The following is a 24,550-nucleotide window of genomic DNA, read 5'->3' on the forward strand; positions in this document are numbered from 1 at the left end:
AAGAACCAAGTAGCACATTCGTACTACTTGGTTCTTTTTTCAGCTTGCTCCTCAAAACGTCTTGCAATTTCCACAATAACTTGAACGGCTTTTTCCATAGTATCTACCGAAACATACTCAAATTTACCGTGATAGTTTTCACCACCAGTGAAAATATTCGGCGTCGGTAATCCCATATATGATAATTGTGATCCATCTGTGCCTCCGCGAATCGGATGAATATTTGGTTCAATGTCTAAACTTTTCATTGCTTCATATGCAATATCAACAATTTCTCTTACCGGTTCAATTTTTTCAAGCATGTTATAGTATTGATCATTCATTTCTAAAACGACTGCATCTTCGCCATATTTTTCTTGCATAGTCTTCACAATATTTTTAACGTTATTTTTACGTGCCTCAAAATTTTCACGATCAAAGTCTCGAATAATATAATACGCTTTACTTTGCTCAACATCACCATTTAAAGAAAGTAAATGATAGAATCCTTCATAGCCTTCTGTATATTCTGGCGCCTCTTCTACTGGTAAATACCCATTAAACTCCATAGCAAGTTTAGTAGCATTGCGCATTTTATTTTTCGCTGTTCCAGGATGTGTATTCGTTCCGTTAAACGTTAACTTAGCACCTGCAGCATTAAAACTTTCATACTCTAAACCACCTAATGGACCTCCATCCATCGTATAAGCGAATGATGCACCAAACGCTTCTACATCAAAATGCGCTGGCCCACGACCAATTTCTTCATCCGGTGTAAATGCTACTCTTATTTTCCCGTGCTTAATTTGCGGATTATGTATTAAATGGTTCATTGCAACCATAATTTCTGTAAGACCAGCTTTATCATCTGCTCCTAGAAGTGTTGTACCATCAGTTGTAATAATGGTATGTCCTTTATATGATGGTAATTCCGGGAACTGCTCTGGTGTTAACACAACATTTAGCTCTTCATTTAACGTAATTGCATTACCATCAAAATTTTCATGAATTTGTGGTTTGACGTTTTTCCCTGTAAAGTCTGTTGCCGTATCTAAATGGGCTAAAAATCCGATTACAGGAACATCCTTGTCCGTATTAGCTGGAAGTGTTGCCATTACATAGCCATTATCATCCATCGTTACTTCTGTTAACCCAATCTCTTTTAGCTCTTCCACTAATAACTTACCAAACTCAATTTGTCCTGGTGTTGTTGGTACTGTATGACTTTCTTCATTTGATTGCGTATCAATTTTTACATATCTCGTAAATCTTTCAATAAGTTCTTGTTTCAAGTTCATTCACTCCCTTTTATGTTTCTCCCTCCATTATAATCCTTAAAACGAAATATTTTAACTTTTTTGACTGTGAAGATGTATATTTCATTTACATTGTTAACACTTTTAAACGAATGATAAAAAGACATAATATTTGTACATTAAAACTGTAACAGGTAACATACATAATTATAAAATATGGGAGGTTGTAAAGATGAGGCTAACTCTCTTTCGCTATTTTCTTTTTTTCTTAGGATTAATTTTCTTTGGCCTTGGAAACGCTCTTGCAGTCAAAGTTAAATTTCTCGGCTTGCACCCTTGGGAAGTTTTAAATATGGCTCTCTACCAAAAGTTTGGATGGACCATCGGTACGTGGAGTGTCATATGTGGGTTATGTCTCGTTCTAATATCTTTACTAGTAGATCGAAAATATATAAATGTGGGGACATTTTTGAATGCACTACTTATCGGTCCCATTATGGACTTTTTCTTACAATCAAACATGCTTCCAGACGCTAGTAATTATTTATGGATAAACTTACTCATTTTATTTTCTGGTATTGCCATTACAGGTATCGGGGGAGGTATGTACGTTGCGGCTGGGATTGGCGCTGGACCCCGTGATGGATTCATGCTTACTATTTCAGACAAAACAGGACTTTCTATTAGCCGTGCTAGAATCATAGTAGAATGTATTGTACTAGTTATTGGATTTATGCTAGGAGGTCCTGTTTTCATCGTAACTTTTCTGTACACCTTTATTCAAAGTCCAATCTTTCAGCAATCATTTAAGATGTTTCAAACACTTTTACATACTTTACATGGCAAAAAGAAAATTAGCGAACATATTTAAAGTACAGCTTAATACAAATAAATCCACCCTATTTACGACTCTCATCGCAAATAGGGTGTTTCTGTTTTTATCTCGCAATTTAAGAATATATACTACTCATTTACAATAAAAGTATATACATCATCATAAATACAGCCATTTACTTTAATCACATACTTCCCAGGTTTATTAAAACTAATTGTGTATTTATTTAACTGAATTGCTTCTTTATCTCCAGAAAGAATATCAATGCTTCTGCCACTTAATACATACAATTCATTTAGATTCATCGTTACATCAATTGTATTGAAATTTTCTACTTTCACTTGCTGTGCTTCCGCAACGCTTACACTTGGTTCTAAAAACAGTAGTCCACTTAATCCAATCGTCCCCGCTAAAGCAACTCCCGCAAACTTTTTAATCTGTTTCATTACAATGACCTCCTTATAGATTTTGCGTAAAGGTAATGTCCTCCCTTACACCACAAAGCCTATATGTAATGAAATGAAAAGTAAACGGGGACTGTAAGACAAAATTCTACATCTTTTTCTCCTATTGAATATAAATCCAACGTTTGGAGTTTTGACACATTTAAAATTGTTTCCCTAAACCAATTTCCCAATAATTCATTCAAATACTGAATAATTACTTATTGATTTAACATTCTAAAAATAGTTGATAAAGATGCTTTCTATTCAAAAAAAGACTTTGCTATAAAAGTAACTTTTACAACAAAATCCATGCAACTAATTTTATTCCGCTTTCCATAATCTCTTTACATTCATTAATTGTTCTTCTTTAAACTCCATCTTATATATATCCGGTTTTGACGTATTCATTAAAAATTCAAAACCATATTGTTTATCAAAATAGTTCATCATTAATGTCATGACAAGCCCATGTGTACCAATTACAATTTTGCATCCTCGAAAATCCATTAAGATTTCTTTTAATACTTTCACTACTCTTCTCTGGCAATCTGCATATGACTCTCCTTCCGTTCGTGCAAAGTCCGGATTAGAGAACATCTTCTGTACAAGTGGATACACCTCCTTGTCTGATATAACCTGATCCTCACTTGAAAACATACACTCTTTAAGATTTTCATATACTACTATTTCTTTTTCATGGAAATTAGCTGACTCCTCTATCGTTAGCATAGCCCGATTATAAGGACTGGAAATAAAAGTATCAATCCTCTCCGCTTTTAATATGTCAGTTACTCCACGGGCATCCATATGTCCCCTCTCAGTTAATCCACGCATTCTTTCATTTCCTTCTAGTTTTGGTGATTCACCATGTCTAACCATATAAATATATGTGCTCATAATTTCTCCTTAAAATTTTTTATAAAGTGAAACTTTAATCAGCCCTCACTAATCGGGCTGCCCGGCAAATAGCGAGATAAGTTAATAAATCACGTTCATTTATCCCATTTCAACACTTAGGGGTAATACTAAAATACTTTATAAACTGTGCTGATTTGTTCGTCTAATCCATTCTCCTACTAAACTCTCAAATAATTCAGGCTGCTCAATTTGTAAATTATGCCCTGCCATATCTAACACTGCTAATGTTGCCCTTGGATATTCTTCAATAATTTCTATAATATTTTGATAACCTACTGATATATCTTGTCTTCCAGTCAGTAAAAGAACGGGATTTTCATATTTTTCATGCTGAAAATCCATAGTAAGAGAGTAATTCTTTTGCAACCTTTCAATAAATTCATAATTAGCAACATCTAACCCAGACTTAATTTCTTCTTTAAATCGCTTATATGTATATTCATTTGCTATTACAGCTAACTCACAAAACTCCTCTCTTTCTGCGGAAGTGAGCGTATTTAAAAATTCCTGATCTTGTACAATTACCTGTTTATCTGGAAGAATCCTTTTTTCTGGCTCCGCTACAACAACAGGACATACTAATAATAATCCGCTAACTCTCTCAAACATCTTTGTAAGTATACCTTTGGCTAAATAGCCTCCATATGATTCTCCTACCAATAAAAATTTTTCAGTAGAAATGATTTCCTCAATAAATGTGATAAGCACATCTACTATACGATTTGAACTATTTATCCAATTTGGAGCATTCGATTTTCCCATTCCAGGTAAATCAATATATATTCGCTTATAACCTTCATATTTCTGAAATACTGATTCCATACATTTCATCATTAACCTATGGTCAGGAGCGCAGCCATGTATGATAATGACCGGTTTACCCTCCCCCACAATTTCATAGTATATTTCTGCATCTTTAATTCGATATATCATAAAAAAACCTCCCTATTTAGTGGCAATACTATTCCACTCTGTAAGAATACACGTTCTTATTTTATATCTTTTCCTAACATTTCTACAAATATTAATTTTCAGACTAAAAATAAAAAGCCCCATCATTTTATATGCAATTTTGCATCTCCACTTACAAATCACTAAAAAAACTTTACAATTCAAAGGATGACTAAATATACAATTTCTATTTAAAGTCTTGATACAGTCTATACTATCAACCGCAATATTTTTTCAACTTTAAGAATACTTATACTCTTTAACACTTTCCTTATAAACATGATTTTTATAAGGAAATCTGATACAATTCTTAAATAATATTATTATGTATAGATATAACGAACATAGTGCATAATTAAAGAAGGTGATTTCATTGAAATTAAATAAAAATTTACAATTATGTATATTAATCGGAACATTAATATGCTATTCAATCTATTTTATGTTTTTCTATCTGTTCCCTACTCATTTTTCAAATTCAGATGTACGCTTCGCTTCACTTATCGTCGAAGCCATTACATTTGTATCACTGATTTACTCTATATATTCTAAAAAAGTCAGTTCAAATCCATTTTGGATATGTATTACAATAGCAATTGGTAGTTTTTTATTAGGGAAAATAGTATATACATATCAAGATAGCTTCTTCGAAATTCCAATAGATCGTTTTACTATTTCTGATGTATTTTACATGTTTTTTCTATTTTTCTGTCTTATCGCTTTCTGCTATAAAATTTTAAAGGAATGCAATAAATGGGAAAAAGCGTTCTTTATTTGTGATATATGCATAGTGCTTACTTCCATATTTACATTAGAATGGTATTTATTTAATCAGCCAAATTTAAATATATTCGCTCTTTCACTAGGGGATGTTTTCCTTTCATTTTTATACCCAATTGCAGATTTATTATTTCTACTGCTAGGTGTTAGTCTCTTTTTCCGTCCAACAATTTTTAATTCCAAACGGAAAATTTATATCTTTATTTTTGTATTAATAAGTTCTGCAACTTTTAACTATATTTATTTTTACTTAAATAACCATTTATCAACTGAAACGATAACATTATTACGTCTTTTATATAGAATACCTATATTACTTATTGCAATAGCTGGCTCTATTTCAGAAGATCATAATAGCCATAAAAATTATTTCATTGTAAACCCTATAATAGGAAAAAAAGCTTTAGTTGTATTTCCCTATCTTGCTGTTGCAATACTAATCGGGTTTACATTAAAAGAACAAACATCATCTTCAACTCTCATTACAGGGAATTGTATTACTTTTATTTTCGTACTCATTCGTCATTCTATCGTACGTATGCAAAACAATTCCTTAACAAAACGTTTACAGGCATTTAATGCCCAACTAGAAGAAAAAGTTACTGTACGGACGTCTGATTTAGTTCATAAATCAGAGGCTCTTTCTCAAAAACAACAAAAGTTTAAATCATTATATGAATATCATCCTGACCCTATTTTCACCATTGATTTAAATGGAACATTCTTAAATGTAAATAAGGCTGGGAGTGTACTACTTGGGGCACCAACGGATGAGTTACTAGGCGAAACTTGTTTTTCGATCATTTTAGATGAAGATAAGCATAAGCTAGCATTGGCATTAGAAAAAGTGAAACAACAAGAATCGGCATTCTTACAACTTAGTTCTCAATATAAAGATGGCTTTACTTATTTTTTATACGTTACAATCATTCCTATTATAATAGACGGACAAATTTCAGGAAGCTATATTATGGTGAAAGATATTACTGCACTAAAAAAACAGCAAGAAGAAATAAAATATTTAGCATTCCATGACACTGTAACGAAAATTGGGAACCGTGCCTTTTTCCATAAGAAATTAAAGAGAGTTATAAAAAATGCTAAAATAACAGAAAGCGAGTTTGCATTATTATATTTAGATTTAGATCGCTTTAAAGCAATTAACGATACACTTGGACATTCGTCAGGAGATTACATATTAGAAGAAGTAGCAAAGCGATTCCAATCATGTCTTCCATCACATACTCATCTTTCAAGAATCGGTGGCGATGAATTTACAATCATAATTGAAAACTATACTGACGAAGATTACTTATTCCAATTATGTAACCAATTATTTGAATGCATGAAAAAATCATTTATCATACATGAGCATAAATTAACTTTATCACTGAGTATCGGTATCGCTATTTATCCACATTCCGGAATCGATACCGCTACACTTCTGAAAAACGCTAATGTTGCAATGTATGATGCAAAAGCAAAAGAGCTTAATTCTGTCTCTATTTATGACGATGTAATCGCTAAAAAAATTGAAAGACGATTACGATTAGAAAAAGATTTACCAAACGCACTACAAAATGAAGAATTGTTCCTTTTGTATCAACCTCAAGTTGATAGTGAATCTAATAAAATTATCGGTGCAGAAGCTTTAATTAGGTGGAATCATCCTGAATTAGGTATTATTTCTCCATACGAGTTTATTCCGATTGCAGAAGAAACACTACAAATTATTTCAATAGGAAAATGGACATTAGAGCAGGCTTGTAAGCAAATGAAACGTTGGCACGCACTCGGATATTCACATTTAAAAATAGGTGTAAATTTATCTGCTAAAGAATTTGAACAAGAGGATTTTGTAAAATCTATTTCTTCTACTTTAACAAATACAGGTTTACCAGCAAGCTCTCTTGATCTTGAATTAACAGAGCGAATTGCAATGATGGATGAGCGAGAAACATTGATAAAACTGCGTACACTAAAAAGTTTAGGGATTCACATCTCAATCGACGACTTTGGTACAGGTTATTCTTCGCTAGCCTACTTACCTTTATATCCAATTGATACGTTAAAAATCCCGAGAGAATTTATTACAATGTCTGAAACATGTGATGATGGAATGGAAATTATTAAAACGATCATCACATTAGCAAATACATTAGGAATGTCTGTCATTGCTGAAGGTGTAGAAACAAAAGAGCACGTAAATTTCCTTCAAAAAAATAAATGTCAGTTTATTCAAGGTTATTATTACAGTAAACCTATTCATATTCATGCATTTACTGAGCTATTAGAAAACGGCATTCACCGATAGTACATAACTAATTAGAATAAATAATAATGAATTTGAACAAATATAGTAAAAAGGAATGAAGATACCTTCTTTCCTTTTGTTTTTCTATTTACATTTCTATTACTTCACCACTTCATTTATTATATCTATTATTTGATGAATTCCCTCATCATTTGTTTTCTTATATCCATTCATGTTTTGAATATATTTCTCCTTATTTGTATACAACTTATTTACTGCATGTATAAATGTATTCGTACTTACTCTGTCTTGGAGTATAACTTCAGCATATCCTTGCCGTGAAAAATATTCAGCATTTAAAACTTGATCTCCCCTACTGGAACTGTTAGTTAACGGGATAAGCAACATCGGTTTCTTCAAAAATAACAATTCAGAAATAGCAGTAGAACCCGCTCTGGAAACTACAACACTTGCCATATTTAGTATATGTGGCAACTCGTCGCCTATATATTCAAATTGCATATACCCCTCCATGCCAATAGATGGGTCTACCTTTCCTTTACCACATATATGAATAATATTAAAGTTTAATAGTATTGTATCTAAACATTCCCTTACCATATCATTTATCCACTTAGCACCTTGACTCCCACCCATAATTAATAATACTGGTTTATCTTGCTGAAATTCACAATATCTTCTTCCTCGTAATACGTTACCCTTCTCAATTTCTTCCCTTACAATTGGTCCTACATAAACCTTCTTCTCATTACTTACATTTTCTCCTGTCTGAGGAAATGTTGTGCATAGCTTTGTAGCAAAAGGTAATGCTATTTTATTGGCAAGTCCTAATGTGCTATCTGGTTCACGTATAATTATAGGCACACGATTTAACCATGCTCCTATAGCTACAGGAACTGAAACAAATCCTCCTGCTGAAAAGATAACGTCAGGCTTTGTTTTCTTAATTAATTTATAACTTTGTAAACAACCTCGTATAATTTTAAAAGGATCTTTAAAATTTTCCCAATCCCAATATCTCCTAAGCTTGCCCGTTGAAACACTATTGTATTTAACATTTTGCACTAATGATTTTTCAATTCCATTTTTTGATCCAATATACTCGACTCTCCAGCCTTTCTCTATAAATTTAGGAATTAATACAATATTAATCATAACGTGTCCGGCTGTACCGCCCCCAGTAAAAAGAATCGTTTTGCTCATAACTTATACCCACCTTTATTATTAAAAATCTAGCTTTCTCTTTACCTTTTAAATGTAAATAAACTTATTATTTTTTATATAAATCTTTAACTCCACCTCTATATCTTGTAAAAGATCGTTAATGAGTTCATAAAAATCATTTCCATACTCACTACACTCGTATTGAGCAAAGATTTGAATCACATATCTAGTTTCCGTCTCTAATGCTGACTTTATTTGATTAACCCTTTTTTCTTCTACATACGCTTGATATTTATGTATTGCCTCATAAAGATGCAATACATGCGCTTCTTCATCTCTCCAATCCAACGTATCAACAATTGAAAGAAATAGCGTATTTTGATTATCTATTATTTCATAATCATTCATATATTTCTTACACCCTTTTTTGTTTTTCATTGCATGCAGATGTCACTACACTTCGCATACTCAAGTACATCTTTTAATGATTGATGAAATTCAATTTCTGGGATCCAACCTAACCTTTTTATTTCCTCTATTGCTAAACTCTCATTTGAGTCGCTCCCATTTTTCTCTGTTTCCTCTATAAAAAAATTTAGCTGTGTTAATTCTTTATATTGTTCTAGTACATTTAATAAAGATCGTTTTACTCCTGATCCGATATTATATTGTTTTCCATTTATTCCATCTCGTAATAACACATGATACGCTTTAATCGCATCACGTACATCTAGAAAATCTCTACTATCTTTCAAACTGTTTACTTCAATAATGGATTTACTTCTACCTGATTCTATATCTAACATTTTCTTTGCGAGAATCGAACAAATGCCATTCGATTTCCCTGGACCAATTAAGTTTGAGGGCTTTGCAATGATAATATTTGAATCCATTAATCCTCCCCAAGCCTCTGCAATAATGACTTGCATCGTTTTACTTAAACTATATGGATTTGAAATTTTTATTTCGTTCATACTATCTGCTTGCAAAGCAGATCCTATAACTAATGTTCTACAATGCGAGGCTTCTTGCTTAATTGCTTCTAATAAATATAACGTTCCTATTACATTAATCTCTATATACTCAAGAGCAGCTGTCCAAGATTCTATGACCGAATTCCTTCCTGCTAAATGCAATACGTAGTCTGGCTTTATTTGTTTCATTACCTTCATTACTTCGCTCTTATTAGTTAAATTACAAGTAATACCATTTCTATTTTTTTCTCTATGTGCACGATTTTGAAACATAGGAATTACATGAAAGCCCTGCTCTAAAAAATAGTGGCAAGCATGGCGTCCTGTGAAACCATTTGCACCAGTTATTAAAAGGCTCGCATTTTTTTTCATCGCAAAAACCCTCCTTTTAATAGCATTTGTTTCACCTCATGTTTTGCAAGTAAATCTTGTTGAGAACTAAAACTCTTCACATCCACTAAAGGATAGCTAGAATAATATTCTTGAAGTCCTTCTATAGGAATAGTCGGTAGTACCACAAAATAATTTTGATCAAAACTTATACTTGTTTTACTCTCTACCTCAGATAGAAGCATTTCACTTAATTTTTCACCCGGTCTTATCCCTACCTCTTTTACCTTAACATTTTCTTTTCCTGAATATTCAATTAACACTTCTGCTAAATCTGTTATTTTACATGCCGGCATTTTCATAACAAAGATTTCCCCGCCTCTACCTTGAGATACGGCTTTAAATAACAACCCAACAGCATCTTCAACTGTTAAGAAAAATCTAGTCATATTCGCATCGGTAATCCCTACTTCTGAAGATTTTTTAATTTGTTGTTTAAAAAGTGGTACTACACTTCCACTCGTTCCTAAAACATTTCCACCACGAACACAAATGAATTTTGTTTTCTTCGTTTGTATATTCGCATGAACCATTAATTTTTCACCAATTGCTTTTGTCATCCCATACGTATTTGATGGATCAGCTGCTTTATCCGTTGAAACATATATAACTTTTTCAACTTGCATCTGTATAGAGGCTTCAATTACATTTTGCGTACCATGTATATTGGTTTTTATAGCTTCATAAGGATAATACTCACATACTGGAACATGTTTTAAAGCTGCAAGATGGAACACATAATGTACACCTTGGCAAGCATAGACTAGTTGATCTTTATCACGAATATCTCCAATAATAAATTTTAACCTATCATCATTTATAAACTGTTGCTGCATTTCAAACTGGACCGTTTCATTTCTTGAAAAAACTCTAATTTCTTTCGGTGATTTTTCTAATAGTTGTTTTATAAGTTCATGCCCCCACGAACCTGTACCACCAGTAATTAAAATTATTTTATTTAACATTCCTTTTCCTCCTACGAAACATCTCAATTTAAATAATATTTATTGAATTATTTTCAATTGATTCAAATCATAATCGTCGTTTGTTACATTTAATTGACAAAATAAAAAAACAGAAACTATTAAACTTAGTTTCTGTTTTTCATTTCACCTCACAACAGTAAGATTTTTTATACTGTTTGCATGATAAATAAATTCCTTGTAAAAAAACACCGCTCATTTATTTCTTATACTCGTAATAAAATAAATAGAATGATTCATAGCCAATAATCATGTTTAAATTTATGAAAAAGGGAGGTAACGGAATGGACCGAAACAATTCATATCATACATATAACGGACCTTCCAAAGCACTGCCTCTCTCCCTATTCGATGTAAAAAATGAATTGAAACAAAAAAGCAAACTTATTCCTTCTGATACCATGTATAAATTAACGAAAGAAGAGCAACTCCTCATCAACAAAATAAAAATACAAACAGAACAGCTAAATAAAAATAATGTTACAAGAACACGCGCATACTACCAATTTTACATTCAATATCCAGAAATACATTGGGCACTGCTTGGGCATATGGTATCACGTAACGGCGGTTGGAATATGACTGATTTAAAGGGCGATTTATATACGAGAATTTTATCAGAGAAAGATCAATTCATATTTTTTTCTTTTTTAGAAAGAGGGAATTGGCTTATTTTCCAAGATGTATACCCTCAATTTTTACTTTACGAACAAAGTGTAAAGAGATCACAAAAGTTATTTCACCTTCTCCCTCACCTAAATGTTTCTACATTTATGGAAACGATGTGGAACGATTTTTGGAAAACAGGCAACAAAAAAACATTAGCGATTGCAACTATTGTTAATGAACAAAACTACTTAGAAAAAAGAGTGATTCAAAATGTACAATTTAAAAAGACTGTACTAAATAGTATTGGATTTAAACTCTTTGATTTCTTTCAGTTTAATCATATCCTTTTCCCATTCTACGAAAATGATAAAAAACAAAAAGTATTACTATTTGGTGATACAATGAAACATTTCACTTCCTTACATGAACGAATATTAATTGGAAAAAGATTGTATTCATTATTATTTCGAGATACACATGTTTTATCTCAAATAATAAGCTGGGCCCAACATCATCCGCATACAGGATCAAGGAAAGATTACTGGCCCCATTTATTTTCAAGTGTAAATGAATCTTTTTCCCGTGAGTTTTATAAGCGCCGAATAAAGAAATGCCAGTTGCGAAGTGGCGCTTATCGTATATACAGTCCTTCACTCATCTATGCATGGCGAGATATGAAGCATGAAGAAGTTGACAGTGAAGATTGGTTTACCGATTGGCAAGTTGTAAATTACTTAGTTGATAAGGAGGAAAATATAAATGGACAAATTACAGAAGACTACTGCAAAACACTCGAAAAAATTGAACTCGCAATTCTCGCAAAGAAAAATGTCCTCCTCCGAGAAGAAGAATGAGTTTCTAGCATTAGTAGTTACAATCTTTCTCTCTTCTATTATTGGAACTTGTTTAGATGCTTTTTTTGTTCATAAACAAATATATTCCTTTCCAGCTAGACCCTTCTCATCCACATTTTCAGTTAATATAGCTTTTACATCGTTCGTACTGCCGATTTTAACAGTTATCTTTATACACATTTCAAAAAAATTATCTAAAGTTTCTAGAATTCTATTTATTATTTCGATCGGTATTTGCGCTAGCCTTTTTGAACAGATTGCTGAAAGTTTAGGTTTATTTGTACATAGTGCGAATTGGAACCATACATATTCTTTATTTGGTTATATGATTTATTATTCTTTTATTTGGAACGTATATAATTGGATAAAAAAATAAAGAGACCATTATAGGTCCCTTCTTAAGCATACTCTTCCATTATTGCTAATGGTGCCAGTGTTTGAAGGCTTTTAGAGCGTAAACGATAGGCAACGACTTTCTTCTTATATTGCTTAATGACATCAACATGTTCCTCATAGCTATATAGAGAAAACCTAATCTCTTTATTCCCTTTCTTCGTATCAATGACTATTGGTGTCCCTTCTCCGTGCGGCGGGAAATAATGTTTATCTAAAAACAAAGCCTCATTAAATTCATGAATAACTTGTAGTTTCATTTCTCCCTCTATATTTTTTCCATCTATCGATATAGAAGTATTTTCCGCCTCAAGCTTTTGATGCAATTCAAATTTACTAATAATTGATTCTACAACAGAAGTGGGCATGCTAGAAACTAATACTTTAATAGCTCCAAAAACAAATAATGTAACTATAAACCATGTTGTCATTGTTATCATCTCCATTACATTTAAAAAATAAATTTCGTTCCATACGGTATTAGTATACTAATGAGTATTCCAGTTACAATCATCGTTACCGAACCGATAGTCGCTTCTTTCTCGCCTTCCTTCACTAAACGGCTCACACCGATAATATGTGATGCACAGCCCATTCCAACTCCTTTTCCAATCGTACTTGTTATACTGAAAAGCTTAAGTACTGTTGGTCCGATAATAGCACCTGTTATTCCTGCAACAACTACAAAACTAGAAGTCATAGATGGAATACCACCAATTTGATCCGCTAATGATAGGGCAATAGGCATCGTTGCTAACTGTGGTAAAGTAGTTAATATAAGTTCCTTATCTATATTTAAAATTCCGCCAATCACTACATTCATACTCGTTACAGCCACTATACCTATCACTACTCCAATAAGTATCGATAAAAAATTTTTCATAAGTATCTTTCGCTCTTTAAATAGAGGTATGGCTAATGCTACAATTGCAGGGCTCAATAAGCTTGAAAGAATGTCTCCTCCATTTTCCCTATACTCATGATGAGAAATACCAAAAATGAAAAATAAACAAATCATAATTGCCGTAACTGTTAACACCGGTAACGTAAATGCAAACGTAAATTTTTTATATAGCTTTGTCGCCAAGAAATAAATTGCTACAGTAATAATAATTAAGACCATTTGAATCGTGCACCTTGTCGATTTTATTTTTTTGTTGTTATTAATAATTGACTTATATACCCTGAAACAATCAAAGTTACTACAGTACTTGCAACTACTAAAAGGAATATAATACTCCCCTTACTTAAAAGAAAAGACCCGTATTCCATCAGCCCTGTTGTCGAAGGGATTAAAAATAACGGTAAAAATACGATTAACTTTTCCGCACCTAACTCAAACCATTTTAACGGTAAAATGCGAGTGGAAAGGAGCAGGAACAGCATTAACATCCCTATTAAACTTCCCGGTATTGATAGATGGAATATTTCCTGAATCCACGTACCAACTAAGCTAAATATATATAGCACGCCTACTTGAAGTAAAAGCATCACGTACTTCATTTCTTTCCCTCATTTCACTATCACACATCCATATTATGAAATTTCATTTAGCGTGTCGGCAAACCGTTTAATTCCAAGTTGAATTTGTTCTATATTCGCTCTACCAAACGTAAATCGTATATATTCATTTTTCGAACCTAAAACACTGCCCGGAACAAATGCGACACCATTCCGTATAGATTCACCTAATAAGTGATATTCATCAAACTTTCCTTTCACTTTACACCATACATGTATTCCACCCTCTGGCACGAAACATTCAACTCGGTCTCCCAATGTTCCTTCAAGCTCTGCAATTAATTCATCTCTTCTTTGCTTCAATTGTCCACGAAGTATCGTAATATGTGTATGAAAATCCTTTGATTCTAAAAATTGATTTGCTACCCACTGCGTAAATACACTATGGCCAAAATCAACTTGTTGCTTTGCATCTGCTAAACGCTCAATTACGCGTGTAGGACCAATTATCCATCCAATACGTAATCCTGATGCAACAATTTTTGATAATGAACTTATATAAAGAACATTTCCATTTTGGTCCATTGATTTTAATGTCGGGTTCACTTCTCCATTAAAAGAAATTAAACTATACGGATCATCTTCTACAATTGGTATACCGAACTCAGAAGACAGTTCTAAAATCTTTTTACGTCTCGCTAATGAAAGCACAGTACCTGTTGGATTTTGATAATCTGGATTCAAAAAGACCATACGAATACGATGCTTTTTGTGCAAATCGATTAAGTCATCTGGATTCATTCCATGCTCATCAACAGGTAAATGAAATATGTTTAAACCGGCCGATTTAAACATTGGAAGTGAAAAACAATATGAAGGATCTTCAATCGCAATCGCATCGCCAGGTTTTAATAAACATTGAACGATAAGATTAAGCGCCTGTTGTGCTCCAGACGTAATAAGAATAGAGCTTGAATCTGCTTCAATTTGTTTATATTGCTGAACATGTGCTGCAATTGTTTTTCTCAACATCTCATTTCCAAGTGGATGGTCATAGCCGAGATTTTCCATAAATGTTTTCTCCGCCAAAATTGTTCGAAATCTATCACTCGGAATTAATTCTGGTGACAGTTCACCACTCGCTAAATTAATTAAATCATCTTTTTGTGTTTCCGTTCGAATTTGTTGAACGAGTGGTACGTTAGGTAAGAACGATCCATCCTCCACGTACCTACCCCAGTTCGGTATTCGTTTATGTGAGACACCCCATATGTCTGTATTAACCCGTGTTCCGCTTCCCTTTTGCCGTTCTACTACTCCAAGTGATTTTAATTCTTCATACGCAGCTACTATTGTACTCCGGTTCACCTGTAATTCCTTTGCCAATATACGCTCAGAAGGTAACTTACTATCAGAAGGAAATTCACCTGAAGAAATGCCTCTTTCAATATAATCAGCAATTTGTTTATATACAGGTGTCTTATCTGCACGATTTGGTTTCCATTCCATCTAGTTTCCTCCTTTCAAAACGAACTATCCTCATTTTTTACTAACAGTATTCACCGTAAAAATAGTATTAATTAGTCACATTTTCTTATCCGTAAATGGATATATCCAAAATGGTTCTCTTTCTGATTACTCAATAGCTTCTGAAATTTCAACTTCATACTCTCATTTCACTTCTTTTACAAACTATTAAATCATTACCGCATACCATGTTACCCCGGCCAGTAGAACAAAAAGAAGAAGAATATAGATTGCAGATAAGTTTTTCACATTTCTTTTTGTAGACTTACCGTAATTCTCCTCCACGTTTCTTGCAACTAGTACAGTCCCAAATAGCGATACAATTACAATAATAACGACTAGTGAAATTGCAAAACTCATTGTCTTTTCACCTCTCTAAGACCCATCTATTTTAATTAAAGAACTTACATAAAAACCTTCCTCTTTAAAACGTTGATAACATACTACCTTTCTTCTCTTATCATAATAGATGTTTGCAAAAAGCGGACCAACCACTTTCGTGTTTTTTTGCTCATCCACTTAAAAAATAAAAAGCAACTGATCACTTAGGACCAGTTGCTTTTTTCACACGATAATTTTTCATTTAAAATTAATTCGATTTAAAAGTTTCGCCTTTTCATAATGAAGCATCGACTGAGATAACTCAAAAATTGTTCCATTTACAAGATACACTGTATTTTCAATAAGAAGCGCCGGATCACCTTCATTTAATTCTAAAAGCTGTGTATTTTCTTTATTTACTTTTTCACAACTAATAACTTTATCAGCAAAACCAATATTTAATCGTAAATCTTCAATGAAATAACTGTATACAGAGCTTAATGCTATTTCTTCGTTCAAATATGGAATAATATCCTTTTTGAAATAACTTACTTCAATAGAGAATGGTTTAGCATCTACAATTCTTAAGCGCTTCAAAAAATACAACCTAGTTCCAGCTTCGCATTGCATCCGCTTTGCTATCTCTTCGTCCGCATCTATTACTTCAAGCTCTAACACTTTCGTTTCAATATTTTGTGAAACAAGATTTTTCGTTAATCCACGTAAACTTCCTAAATTAATGTAATCTGTTACAGAAGTTTCGCGTAAAAACATGCCACTACCTTGCACTTGAAAAATATAACCTCTATTCACAAGCTGACTAATTACTTTACGTATCGTATTACGGCTTACTTCAAATCGATTCATCAACGCTTCTTCTGTAGGTAGTTTTTTCGTTTCATTAAAAAGCCCATCTCGAATGTTTTGCTCTAACACATCTGCAATTTGTTTATACTTTGCACTCATACACTTTCTCCTAAAATACTCTTTTATCTGTTATAACTCTTCCCCTCTCGTTTCGATCACACGTTTATACCAATGAAACGAAAGTTTCTTCTTACGTTTTAAGTTATCATTATGATCGACAAAAATAAAGCCATATTGCTTTTTATATCCATTTAACCAACTTAAAAGATCAATCACTGACCATGCATAATAACCTTTTAAGTTAATTCCCTCTTCAATTGCACGCTTCATTACTTTTAAATGCGCTTCAATAAATTTAATTCTCGGAACATCTACAATTTCTCCGTCAATGATTGGATCTTCATCACCAAGTCCATTTTCCGTTACATACATCTTTATGTCACCGTAACGCGCTTTCAACATATGCAATCCCTCTAAGAAACCTTCGGGAGATATTTCCCATCCCCATTTTGTATATGTTTTATCATCCATTTTAACTGTTCGATAAAAACCATCAAAAGAAGGGTTACCTGGAGCAAGCGTTGAGTTTTCTCGAGAATGTTCCTCACTCTTTATATCCATATCGTATCTTTCTACTCGTATTGGTTGATAATAATTCAAGCCAATAAAATCATTTTCTTCTGCATTTTGTTTAATGATTTCTAATTCTTCAACCGTCCAATTAGGAGTCCATCCTTTTTCCTTTAATTGTTGTACAACATAAGACGGATACTCGCCTTTTAAAATTGGATCATAATACCAATACGTTTCATATTCATTCGCATGATTTGCTGCTCGTATATTTTCTTTTTGATTATCCACACTATAAGCGGGTAAGAAAACATGTGTAATCCCAATCTCACCATATTGTTTCAGCTGCTTGTACACCGCAACTGTTTTCGCATGTGCATAAAATACATAATGAGTCACTTGAAAATACTTTGGAACATCATTTTGGATTCCTGGTGGATGTGCACCTTTTAAATAACCTAATCCACAAAACATTACTGTCTCATTAAAAGTAATCCAATGCTTAACTCTGTCACCAAATGCCTTAAAACAAGTTTCTGCATATTTTACGAAAGCCTCTGCTGTTCTTTTATTCGTCCATCCACCATCTTTTTCTAACGGTAATGGTAAATCCCAATGATATAAAGTGACAAACGGCACAATCCCGTATTTTAAACATTCATCAATTAAGTTGTTATAAAATTCAATCCCTTTTTCATTTACCTTTCCATCTCCAGTCGGCAATATTCTCGCCCAAGAAATAGAAAAACGATACGATTCTAATCCCATCTCAGCCATTAAGCGAACATCTTCCTTATATCGATGATAATGATCAACAGCTACATCACCATTTGTTCCATTGTATGTTTTGCCAGGAATTTTTGAAAACTCGTCCCAATTCGTAACACCTTTTCCATCTTCATTCCATGCACCTTCTACTTGATAAGAAGCTGAAGCAGCTCCGAATAAAAAATCATGTGGAAACTTCATAGTATATACCTCCATTTCATTACAACAAATCAAATTCATTCACATATATAAAATTTATAGGTACAAATTTTATATTTATGATTATATCTTATGTTTTTATTTTTTTCTATTATAAAAGTACAATTTCTATTGTTGGTTATTGGAAAAGAAAAAGAAGCGATATATTTTATCGCTTCTTACTCTCATCATCTTTATTCTTTTATTAATGACTTATTCGCTCTTATAACTTCTTGATACAATAATGGTGACCACTTTTCATTTATGTAGTCTTGAATTACCCAGCCTACTCTTGTAGGATTCTTTTGTTTTATATCGTTTGCAATTTCAGGATTTATATAAGAAGCGTAGTAATATGGACTATTCCATGCTGTACCACCAGAAGACAAGCTTGTAAAATTAATATATAGATGATGTAAATCCTCGCTATTGTTCATCGTTTCATCCATCGTATCTTTAATAGATTTTACTTTCTCATCATAATTCACTTTATATTTATCTTGTACTGTTACATTTACATTTTGGTTTACAGTTGTGGTAAACGTCTCATTATCTGGCCAATAAAAATTATTATATCCTCCAGATTCATTACTACCACTATATCTTTTTAGTAGTACAATTTTCCCACGAGCATCTCCAAGTTTTATATTTCCTTCTGTTTTTAAAAAGATAGGATCAACAAAATAATTTTTTTCAAACGTACTACTAAATGAACCTTCTGCCCCTTTCATATCCTCATACTCTTTTTTTAAAGACATAATAATTGTTTCACTCGGGTTATCTTTTAAAAATTGTTTCGCTTCATTTATGAATTCATGCAATGTTACGTAAAGATATAATGGCCCATGATGAAGAACTATCGTATTATCATCTGTTAAACGTCCTCTTATATCAAAAATGCGAGCTCCATGGTCCATTTGATAGCGAAAATCATATTCTTGCGTCATTCCCCACACTTGCTTAATCGGATTTTGCAACTTGAACGTCCCACTATCGTGTGTTCCTGGAATTGAAATTCGTGCTAACGGGATATTATCAGGTATAGGTTGCATCCATTTTGACCAATTTTCAAGCTCATTAACAGAGCTAGCTGCAACTACTCTCTTATCATGTAAAGCAAATACAAATGTGATAAATATTGTACTACATATGAATAATTTCAAAATTAACTTCTTATTGCTCATTATTATCCCTCACTTTTTCTGTTTTTACATCAAACTTATTGAATATAATATAAGCTAGTTCATAAAAAATAAATAACATTTCATCAATATGAAATATTGCATAGAAGTAAAGTTAAAAAATCATTCACATATACTAAATTAGAAAAATTTAAAGGAACTTCATCTGAAGTTCCTTTTGCTTATTTTATGTTCAATACATATAAACCATCTTTATTCTCATATTTATAGACGTATAAATAATATTTCCCTGGCTTTGCATTATAAGTTCCTTTAACTACATTTCCTTCATTTTCACCATATGCTACATAGTTATTTAAATCTGATTCATGATGAAGTACCCATGTCATTCCGATATTTTGTTCATTTAGTAGAGAAATATTAATATTTTCCGGTGAGTCAATTTGGAAAGTAAATACATCTACTCTATCACTATTATGTAGCGTTCCTTTCACCGGTGTATGAAAGTTAACTTTATTTGCCTGTCTAGGCTCATTGTTTGGTTCATTTTCTGTTACTTGTAACTCATTCCCACCGTTTGGTTTTCTTTGTTCATAACCTAAGTTTACTAGTATAGACTTCAAATCTGGTAAAACACCAATTTTATCTGCATATGGATCTTTAGATTTTGTTCCTGTGCTCTGGTTGCTTAATATTGCTCTTAGTTCACTTGGTCTATATGGTTGTCCTAAATTTTCTTTAGCAATGCTTTGTACTAAAGTCACTGCCCCAGCAATAATTGGCGAAGCACTAGATGTTCCGCTAAAGCTTGAAGTATAAAGATTTACAGCACTTCTACTTTGCTCGGCTGTAGTTGTATCTACATTTTCTCCCCATCCGTACACATCAATACGGCTTCCATAATTCGAAAACCACATACGTTCATGAGGGAAAGATGAAGAGCCAGCTCCTACCATAATTGCACCCGAATCTTTAAAATCTTTACTATTACGATTTAAGACTTGCTTACCCTTTCTATCTTTGAACTGATCTAAATCATTCCACCCATTTGCTCCAGCCTCTATAATTACAATTCCCTTATCTGTACCAGCACGAATTGCATCAAAAATATCTGGTTGTACTTCAACAGGTAAATATTTATCACCATATCCATCAAAGGATGCTTGCGCCTCTAATAATAAAACATCCCCAGCTTCTAACTGATTTACAGCGCTTAATATTGCATCAGCCGTATTATACTGTCCATTATCTCTTATTTGAGAGATAACCTTTGCTTTCGCTTTTGGCGCAATCCCAATATTCCCGACTTCATTGTCCTCAGAAGATACAATTCCTAGTACAGACGTCCCATGACCGACATGCTGATTTATATTTCTTCCAGACATTAATTCAATATTTTGATGTAATAAATCCTCATGATTTAATAGCCATCCGTATTCCATATCAACAAAAGTAATACCATTTCCATTACCGCCTTGAATTCCCCAGGCGAAAGGCGCATTAATACCGTATGGGGCTGCTTCAAGATAACCTTGTTTTTTAAATCTAGGATTGTTATTAGGATTAAGAGCTACACTTGATGATTGCACTTCAGGTGGCATTATTTTCTCTTGTTTCTTCATATACGCATCTTCTATTAAAGAAGATGCCTTTAACTTATCTACTATTTCTTCTTCATACCCACTATTTTGATTTTGAAGAATATAGTAGTTTAATAGACTTGTAGATACATGATTAGGTGCTTTCACTTCAAGGTTTTGTATTTGTTCCGGGCTTACAGATGTGAATAAACGAGTAAATGTTACATCTGGATATTCTGTCAAAAGATCTTTTATTACTTTATCATTCGTTTGAGATTGTATTTGTTTTTCAATACCATCTTCATATGGCAAATCCAAATCCGCTTTAAATTTTACAATGATTTGCTTATCTGTTTCTTGTTCTATCCCTAATTTACTCTGCTGTTCTATAGAATCAGCATATACACTATTGATAGTGCCTCCTGTTCCTAAAAGTGTTGTAATGATTACAGTTGACGCACACATTTTTTGAAATATTTTCATTACATCAATCCTCCTATTAATAATTATTAATCATTATATTAATCTATAATGATTAATTCTATAACGTATTCCCTTTCTACTAAATAGATTATAGTAATCAGAAATATGAACTTCAATGTATTTTCATATGCAATATTTCATATTCTGACTCTACACTAAACGAATATGAAACTTATAGTGATTATTTATTTTATATGTGCTAATATACTTACATTAATATATTACGCATATACACATTTTAAACTACATTACTTAATCGTTTCACCTTAATTTTTTCTTAGGAGGATTTACAATGAAATTACTAAAAATAAAACATATAATTCCTTTATCTGCGGCCGCAATTACATTCGTATGTAGTCAAAGTACAGCTGAAGCTTCTACCATTCATACAGTAAAAAAGAACGATACACTTTGGGGCATTAGTAAACAATACGGAGTTTCAATACAATCCATTAAACAGGCTAATAATAAAGGAAACGATAAAACCTTTATTGGCGAACAGTTACATATTCCGGGGTCCGTGAAATCAAATGAAATCACTGTTCCTCAAAACGCCAAGCCTGCGAACATTTCTGAACAAATTATTTATCAAGTACAACCGGGAGATTCATTAGAAACGATAGCAAAGCGTTACAATGTCACTGTCCAATCTATAAAACAAATTAACAATACAGTCGGAAACAAGCTTTATACAGGACAACATTTAAAAATCAACTCAAGTATTTCACAAAAAGAAAAAGACTTAATGGCACGCTTAGTTACCGCTGAAGCAGGTGGCGAATCCTATAAAGGAAAAGTAGCAGTAGCCAAAGTTATACTAAATCGTGTAAATGCAAAAGGTTTTCCAAATACAATAACAGGCGTTATTTATGAACCTATTAAATACGGATATGCATTTACTCCTGTTACAGATGGAAGAATTAATCAACCTGCAAGTGCAGAAGCAAAAATGGCTGTAGAAGAGGCTATCTCCACAAATGGAGTAGATTCAGACTGGATTTATTTCTACAATCCAAAAACATCAACGGACAGGTGGATTACGACACGTCAAACAGTAGCAGTAATTGGTAATCATGTGTTTGCTAAATAAGATTTAAAATCATTAACAGACCTCTTCACTTAAAAGGTCTGTTTTTTTCTATGTAAGATGTTATTAATCATATGACATAGTTATTTTTTTAACTGTTTCTTCTTTCAAATAAAAATTTTTGTATTTACTCCACCACTCGTAGAAATTAATAAAGCATCAAGTTCAAAAACTCCCACTTTATTAATAAAAGCTATTTCTTAACTTCATAAAATTGTTATACACTAGAAAAATAAAAAACAAACTATTCGTTAGCAGGTGGAAGAATATGTATGATATTACGATTATCGGCGCTGGAGTAAGTAGCATTTTTATGGCTTATTCACTAGCTAAAAGTAACAAAAAAGTTTTAATTCTTGATAAAGGTAAAGCGCTAGAAGATCGCCATTGTCCTTTAGACGAAGGAAAAGTGTGTAATTGTACTACATGTGATAAATATTTCGGGTTTGGTGGTTTAGGCAAATCTGAAGGGAAATTTAATTATACAAACGGATTTGGCGGAGAACTTGAGAAAAAAGTCGGTAAAGAGGGTTTTATACAACTCATGGCTGAAGTAGATGAAATTCTATGTCAGTTTGGTGGAAGTTCGGTTTCAAAATATTCTACTGAAAATTCAAGTCTCACTAAGAGAGCTGAAGCGTGTGGTTTACAAATGCTAACAACAGAAGTAAGACATCTTGGTACTACACTTTCCAGTAACATTTTTCAGCAGCTCTATGAATTTTTACTGACGAAAATAAAGATCCAATTTCATATAGATGTACAACATATTCTGAAACAGGAAGATCATTTTACAATAGATACAAATCAAGGAACAGTTCAAACTAAGCAACTAGTATTTGCAACTGGGCGCTCTGGGGCCGATTGGTTAAAAGAAATGTGCAGTTCCCTAAATATTTCTCAGGAGCAAACACGTGTAGATTTAGGAATTAGAGTAGAAATGAAAGAACATCAATTACGTTCTATATTAAAAGATACTTTTGAAACAAAACTTTCTTATCAAGGTGAGCATTTCACAGCAACTACTTACTGTATGAATCCAAAAGGACGCATCATTCGAAAGTACGAAGAAGGTTTAGTTATGCCTGACGGTCAAAATTTTCGAGAGCAAGGAACTGGCACTTCTAATTTAAATTTCACTTTATTTATTCCTCGCTATTTTCCAACTCTCAAAGAAGCAAATGTATACGCAAGTTCAATTATTAAAGGCATTAACCAAGGACGAGATCGGGTTGTTATACAGCGCTTAGAGGACTTACTAAAGAAACAACCTACAGCGGAAAACAGCATGGAACATAGCCGTATACAGCCTACACTACAGGGGGATTATGGAGATTTGAATCAAGAAATTCCTCAATTATATATTGAAGGGCTCAAAGAATTTTTATTACGTTTAGAACAATTTATACAAGAACCTATTGATCAACATACTTTACTATATGGAATTGATGGAAAGTTCTATGCTCCTACGATAAAAATTAATAATCATTTTGAAACTAGTATACATGGGCTATTTTTAATTGGAGATTGTTCAGGCGTTACGCACTCATTATCTCAAGCAGCTGCAAGTGGTCTGTATGTTGGAAAGTACTTATCTGACATTTAATTTCTATCATTAAGATTCTAGTCAAATATTCCTAATTTCAAAACACTTTACTTATATAGTAAAAATATATTAATAAGCCCTCCTATCCTTCCCGGCTAATGATTAACCGACAAAAAATCGGAATTTTACAAGA

The 24,550-nt window shown here is 32.7% G+C and carries 23 protein-coding genes; 6 read left to right on the plus strand and 17 right to left on the minus strand.

Annotated features, from left to right (window positions below):
• Nucleotides 1–23: 23 nt before the first annotated feature.
• Entirely contained in the window at nt 24–1,271 is a 1,248-nt protein-coding gene (pepT, locus tag DN400_RS07085) for a peptidase T (protein ID WP_147801594.1), read from the minus strand.
• Nucleotides 1,272–1,467: 196 nt separating this feature from the next.
• Here pepT and DN400_RS07090 point away from each other — a divergent pair, with 196 nt between their 5' ends.
• Nucleotides 1,468–2,106 (plus strand): YczE/YyaS/YitT family protein, encoded by a 639-nt coding sequence (locus tag DN400_RS07090; protein ID WP_001241256.1) that lies wholly within the window; start codon nt 1,468–1,470, stop codon nt 2,104–2,106.
• 92 nt (nt 2,107–2,198) lie between these two features.
• Here DN400_RS07090 and DN400_RS07095 read toward each other — a convergent pair whose 3' ends face one another.
• The 3 genes from DN400_RS07095 to DN400_RS07105 form a co-directional block, all read right to left on the minus strand.
• A complete protein-coding gene (locus DN400_RS07095) occupies nt 2,199–2,516 on the minus strand; it encodes a hypothetical protein (RefSeq protein WP_000809495.1) in 318 nt (105 codons plus the stop codon).
• Nucleotides 2,517–2,837: 321 nt separating this feature from the next.
• Nucleotides 2,838–3,413, minus strand: a complete 576-nt coding sequence (locus DN400_RS07100; RefSeq protein WP_053563780.1) for a histidine phosphatase family protein — start codon at nt 3,411–3,413, stop codon at nt 2,838–2,840.
• 138 nt (nt 3,414–3,551) lie between these two features.
• On the minus strand, nt 3,552–4,367 hold the full coding sequence (locus DN400_RS07105) for an alpha/beta fold hydrolase (RefSeq protein ID WP_065229226.1): 816 nt from the start codon (nt 4,365–4,367) through the stop codon (nt 3,552–3,554).
• Between the two features lie 391 nt (nt 4,368–4,758).
• On the opposite strand from DN400_RS07105, the gene DN400_RS07110 reads away from it, so the two are divergent.
• A complete protein-coding gene (locus DN400_RS07110) occupies nt 4,759–7,479 on the plus strand; it encodes a sensor domain-containing protein (protein ID WP_065229227.1) in 2,721 nt (906 codons plus the stop codon).
• Nucleotides 7,480–7,578: 99 nt separating this feature from the next.
• Here DN400_RS07110 and DN400_RS07115 read toward each other — a convergent pair whose 3' ends face one another.
• Genes DN400_RS07115 through DN400_RS07130 form a run of 4 tightly spaced genes read right to left on the minus strand, consistent with a single transcriptional unit; the run spans nt 7,579 to nt 10,933 of the window.
• Nucleotides 7,579–8,643, minus strand: a complete 1,065-nt coding sequence (locus tag DN400_RS07115) for an undecaprenyldiphospho-muramoylpentapeptide beta-N-acetylglucosaminyltransferase (protein ID WP_053563777.1) — start codon at nt 8,641–8,643, stop codon at nt 7,579–7,581.
• A 48-nt stretch (nt 8,644–8,691) separates the two neighbouring features.
• Complete coding sequence (locus DN400_RS07120) at nt 8,692–9,042, minus strand: DUF6572 domain-containing protein (protein WP_071713492.1); 351 nt, start codon at nt 9,040–9,042, stop codon at nt 8,692–8,694.
• Nucleotides 9,039–9,950, minus strand: coding sequence for an SDR family oxidoreductase (locus DN400_RS07125; RefSeq protein ID WP_065229229.1), 912 nt, complete (start codon nt 9,948–9,950; stop codon nt 9,039–9,041). The genes DN400_RS07120 and DN400_RS07125 overlap by 4 nt, the downstream gene beginning before the upstream one ends.
• Nucleotides 9,947–10,933, minus strand: a complete 987-nt coding sequence (locus DN400_RS07130) for a UDP-N-acetylglucosamine 4,6-dehydratase family protein (protein WP_065229230.1) — start codon at nt 10,931–10,933, stop codon at nt 9,947–9,949. The genes DN400_RS07125 and DN400_RS07130 overlap by 4 nt, the downstream gene beginning before the upstream one ends.
• Nucleotides 10,934–11,235: 302 nt before the next feature.
• Here DN400_RS07130 and DN400_RS07135 point away from each other — a divergent pair, with 302 nt between their 5' ends.
• A complete protein-coding gene (locus tag DN400_RS07135; RefSeq protein WP_065229231.1) occupies nt 11,236–12,414 on the plus strand; it encodes a DUF2515 domain-containing protein in 1,179 nt (392 codons plus the stop codon).
• A complete protein-coding gene (locus tag DN400_RS07140) occupies nt 12,389–12,790 on the plus strand; it encodes a CBO0543 family protein (RefSeq protein ID WP_071713493.1) in 402 nt (133 codons plus the stop codon). Before DN400_RS07135 ends, DN400_RS07140 begins: the two co-directional genes overlap by 26 nt.
• Before the next feature lie 22 nt (nt 12,791–12,812).
• Here the strand turns inward: DN400_RS07140 and DN400_RS07145 are convergent, their stop codons facing one another.
• From DN400_RS07145 to DN400_RS07185, 9 genes are all read right to left on the minus strand, one after another.
• The gene (locus DN400_RS07145) at nt 12,813–13,238 is read right to left on the minus strand and encodes a YfmQ family protein (RefSeq protein WP_000214633.1); all 426 of its coding nucleotides are present in this window, start codon (nt 13,236–13,238) and stop codon (nt 12,813–12,815) included.
• A 20-nt stretch (nt 13,239–13,258) separates the two neighbouring features.
• Entirely contained in the window at nt 13,259–13,930 is a 672-nt protein-coding gene (locus DN400_RS07150) for an LrgB family protein (protein ID WP_065229232.1), read from the minus strand.
• A gap of 23 nt (nt 13,931–13,953) precedes the next feature.
• On the minus strand, nt 13,954–14,310 hold the full coding sequence (locus tag DN400_RS07155) for a CidA/LrgA family holin-like protein (protein ID WP_000878380.1): 357 nt from the start codon (nt 14,308–14,310) through the stop codon (nt 13,954–13,956).
• A 33-nt stretch (nt 14,311–14,343) separates the two neighbouring features.
• On the minus strand, nt 14,344–15,777 hold the full coding sequence (gene pdxR / locus DN400_RS07160) for a MocR-like pyridoxine biosynthesis transcription factor PdxR (protein ID WP_000454956.1): 1,434 nt from the start codon (nt 15,775–15,777) through the stop codon (nt 14,344–14,346).
• A 186-nt stretch (nt 15,778–15,963) separates the two neighbouring features.
• Nucleotides 15,964–16,155 (minus strand): hypothetical protein, encoded by a 192-nt coding sequence (locus tag DN400_RS07165; RefSeq protein ID WP_000006458.1) that lies wholly within the window; start codon nt 16,153–16,155, stop codon nt 15,964–15,966.
• Between the two features lie 219 nt (nt 16,156–16,374).
• Nucleotides 16,375–17,082 carry a GntR family transcriptional regulator gene (locus DN400_RS07170; RefSeq protein WP_065229234.1) on the minus strand — a complete coding sequence of 236 codons (708 nt, stop codon included), beginning with the start codon at nt 17,080–17,082 and terminating at the stop codon, nt 16,375–16,377.
• A gap of 30 nt (nt 17,083–17,112) precedes the next feature.
• On the minus strand, nt 17,113–18,522 hold the full coding sequence (locus DN400_RS07175) for a glycoside hydrolase family 1 protein (RefSeq protein WP_000671632.1): 1,410 nt from the start codon (nt 18,520–18,522) through the stop codon (nt 17,113–17,115).
• 191 nt (nt 18,523–18,713) lie between these two features.
• On the minus strand, nt 18,714–19,703 hold the full coding sequence (plcA, locus tag DN400_RS07180; RefSeq protein ID WP_065229236.1) for a phosphatidylinositol diacylglycerol-lyase: 990 nt from the start codon (nt 19,701–19,703) through the stop codon (nt 18,714–18,716).
• A gap of 179 nt (nt 19,704–19,882) precedes the next feature.
• Nucleotides 19,883–21,724 carry a S8 family peptidase gene (locus tag DN400_RS07185; RefSeq protein WP_061659877.1) on the minus strand — a complete coding sequence of 614 codons (1,842 nt, stop codon included), beginning with the start codon at nt 21,722–21,724 and terminating at the stop codon, nt 19,883–19,885.
• Between the two features lie 292 nt (nt 21,725–22,016).
• Here DN400_RS07185 and DN400_RS07190 point away from each other — a divergent pair, with 292 nt between their 5' ends.
• Together DN400_RS07190 and DN400_RS07195 are read left to right on the plus strand one after the other, a co-directional pair.
• Nucleotides 22,017–22,814 (plus strand): cell wall hydrolase, encoded by a 798-nt coding sequence (locus DN400_RS07190; protein ID WP_000771004.1) that lies wholly within the window; start codon nt 22,017–22,019, stop codon nt 22,812–22,814.
• Between the two features lie 265 nt (nt 22,815–23,079).
• Nucleotides 23,080–24,417 (plus strand): NAD(P)/FAD-dependent oxidoreductase, encoded by a 1,338-nt coding sequence (locus tag DN400_RS07195; RefSeq protein WP_000272120.1) that lies wholly within the window; start codon nt 23,080–23,082, stop codon nt 24,415–24,417.
• Nucleotides 24,418–24,550 lie beyond the last annotated feature (133 nt).

This window comes from Bacillus sp. AR8-1 (genome assembly GCF_008042345.1).
In the GTDB taxonomy this organism is placed as follows: Bacteria; Bacillota; Bacilli; order Bacillales; family Bacillaceae_G; genus Bacillus_A; species Bacillus_A cereus.

Bases quoted from the DNA above. Each gene is read 5' to 3' on its own strand.
- DN400_RS07090 (WP_001241256.1), top strand. From the start codon at position 1,468: ATGAGGCTAACTCTCTTTCGCTATTTTCTTTTTTTCTTAGGATTAATT.
- DN400_RS07095 (WP_000809495.1), bottom strand. From the start codon at position 2,516: ATGAAACAGATTAAAAAGTTTGCGGGAGTTGCTTTAGCGGGGACGATT.
- DN400_RS07100 (WP_053563780.1), bottom strand. From the start codon at position 3,413: ATGAGCACATATATTTATATGGTTAGACATGGTGAATCACCAAAACTA.
- DN400_RS07105 (WP_065229226.1), bottom strand. From the start codon at position 4,367: ATGATATATCGAATTAAAGATGCAGAAATATACTATGAAATTGTGGGG.
- DN400_RS07115 (WP_053563777.1), bottom strand. From the start codon at position 8,643: ATGAGCAAAACGATTCTTTTTACTGGGGGCGGTACAGCCGGACACGTT.
- DN400_RS07120 (WP_071713492.1), bottom strand. From the start codon at position 9,042: ATGAAAAACAAAAAAGGGTGTAAGAAATATATGAATGATTATGAAATA.
- DN400_RS07125 (WP_065229229.1), bottom strand. From the start codon at position 9,950: ATGAAAAAAAATGCGAGCCTTTTAATAACTGGTGCAAATGGTTTCACA.
- DN400_RS07130 (WP_065229230.1), bottom strand. From the start codon at position 10,933: ATGTTAAATAAAATAATTTTAATTACTGGTGGTACAGGTTCGTGGGGG.
- DN400_RS07135 (WP_065229231.1), top strand. From the start codon at position 11,236: ATGGACCGAAACAATTCATATCATACATATAACGGACCTTCCAAAGCA.
- DN400_RS07140 (WP_071713493.1), top strand. From the start codon at position 12,389: ATGTCCTCCTCCGAGAAGAAGAATGAGTTTCTAGCATTAGTAGTTACA.
- DN400_RS07145 (WP_000214633.1), bottom strand. From the start codon at position 13,238: ATGACAACATGGTTTATAGTTACATTATTTGTTTTTGGAGCTATTAAA.
- DN400_RS07150 (WP_065229232.1), bottom strand. From the start codon at position 13,930: ATGGTCTTAATTATTATTACTGTAGCAATTTATTTCTTGGCGACAAAG.
- DN400_RS07155 (WP_000878380.1), bottom strand. From the start codon at position 14,310: ATGAAGTACGTGATGCTTTTACTTCAAGTAGGCGTGCTATATATATTT.
- pdxR (WP_000454956.1), bottom strand. From the start codon at position 15,777: ATGGAATGGAAACCAAATCGTGCAGATAAGACACCTGTATATAAACAA.
- DN400_RS07165 (WP_000006458.1), bottom strand. From the start codon at position 16,155: ATGAGTTTTGCAATTTCACTAGTCGTTATTATTGTAATTGTATCGCTA.
- DN400_RS07170 (WP_065229234.1), bottom strand. From the start codon at position 17,082: ATGAGTGCAAAGTATAAACAAATTGCAGATGTGTTAGAGCAAAACATT.
- DN400_RS07175 (WP_000671632.1), bottom strand. From the start codon at position 18,522: ATGAAGTTTCCACATGATTTTTTATTCGGAGCTGCTTCAGCTTCTTAT.
- plcA (WP_065229236.1), bottom strand. From the start codon at position 19,703: ATGAGCAATAAGAAGTTAATTTTGAAATTATTCATATGTAGTACAATA.
- DN400_RS07185 (WP_061659877.1), bottom strand. From the start codon at position 21,724: ATGAAAATATTTCAAAAAATGTGTGCGTCAACTGTAATCATTACAACA.
- DN400_RS07190 (WP_000771004.1), top strand. From the start codon at position 22,017: ATGAAATTACTAAAAATAAAACATATAATTCCTTTATCTGCGGCCGCA.
- DN400_RS07195 (WP_000272120.1), top strand. From the start codon at position 23,080: ATGTATGATATTACGATTATCGGCGCTGGAGTAAGTAGCATTTTTATG.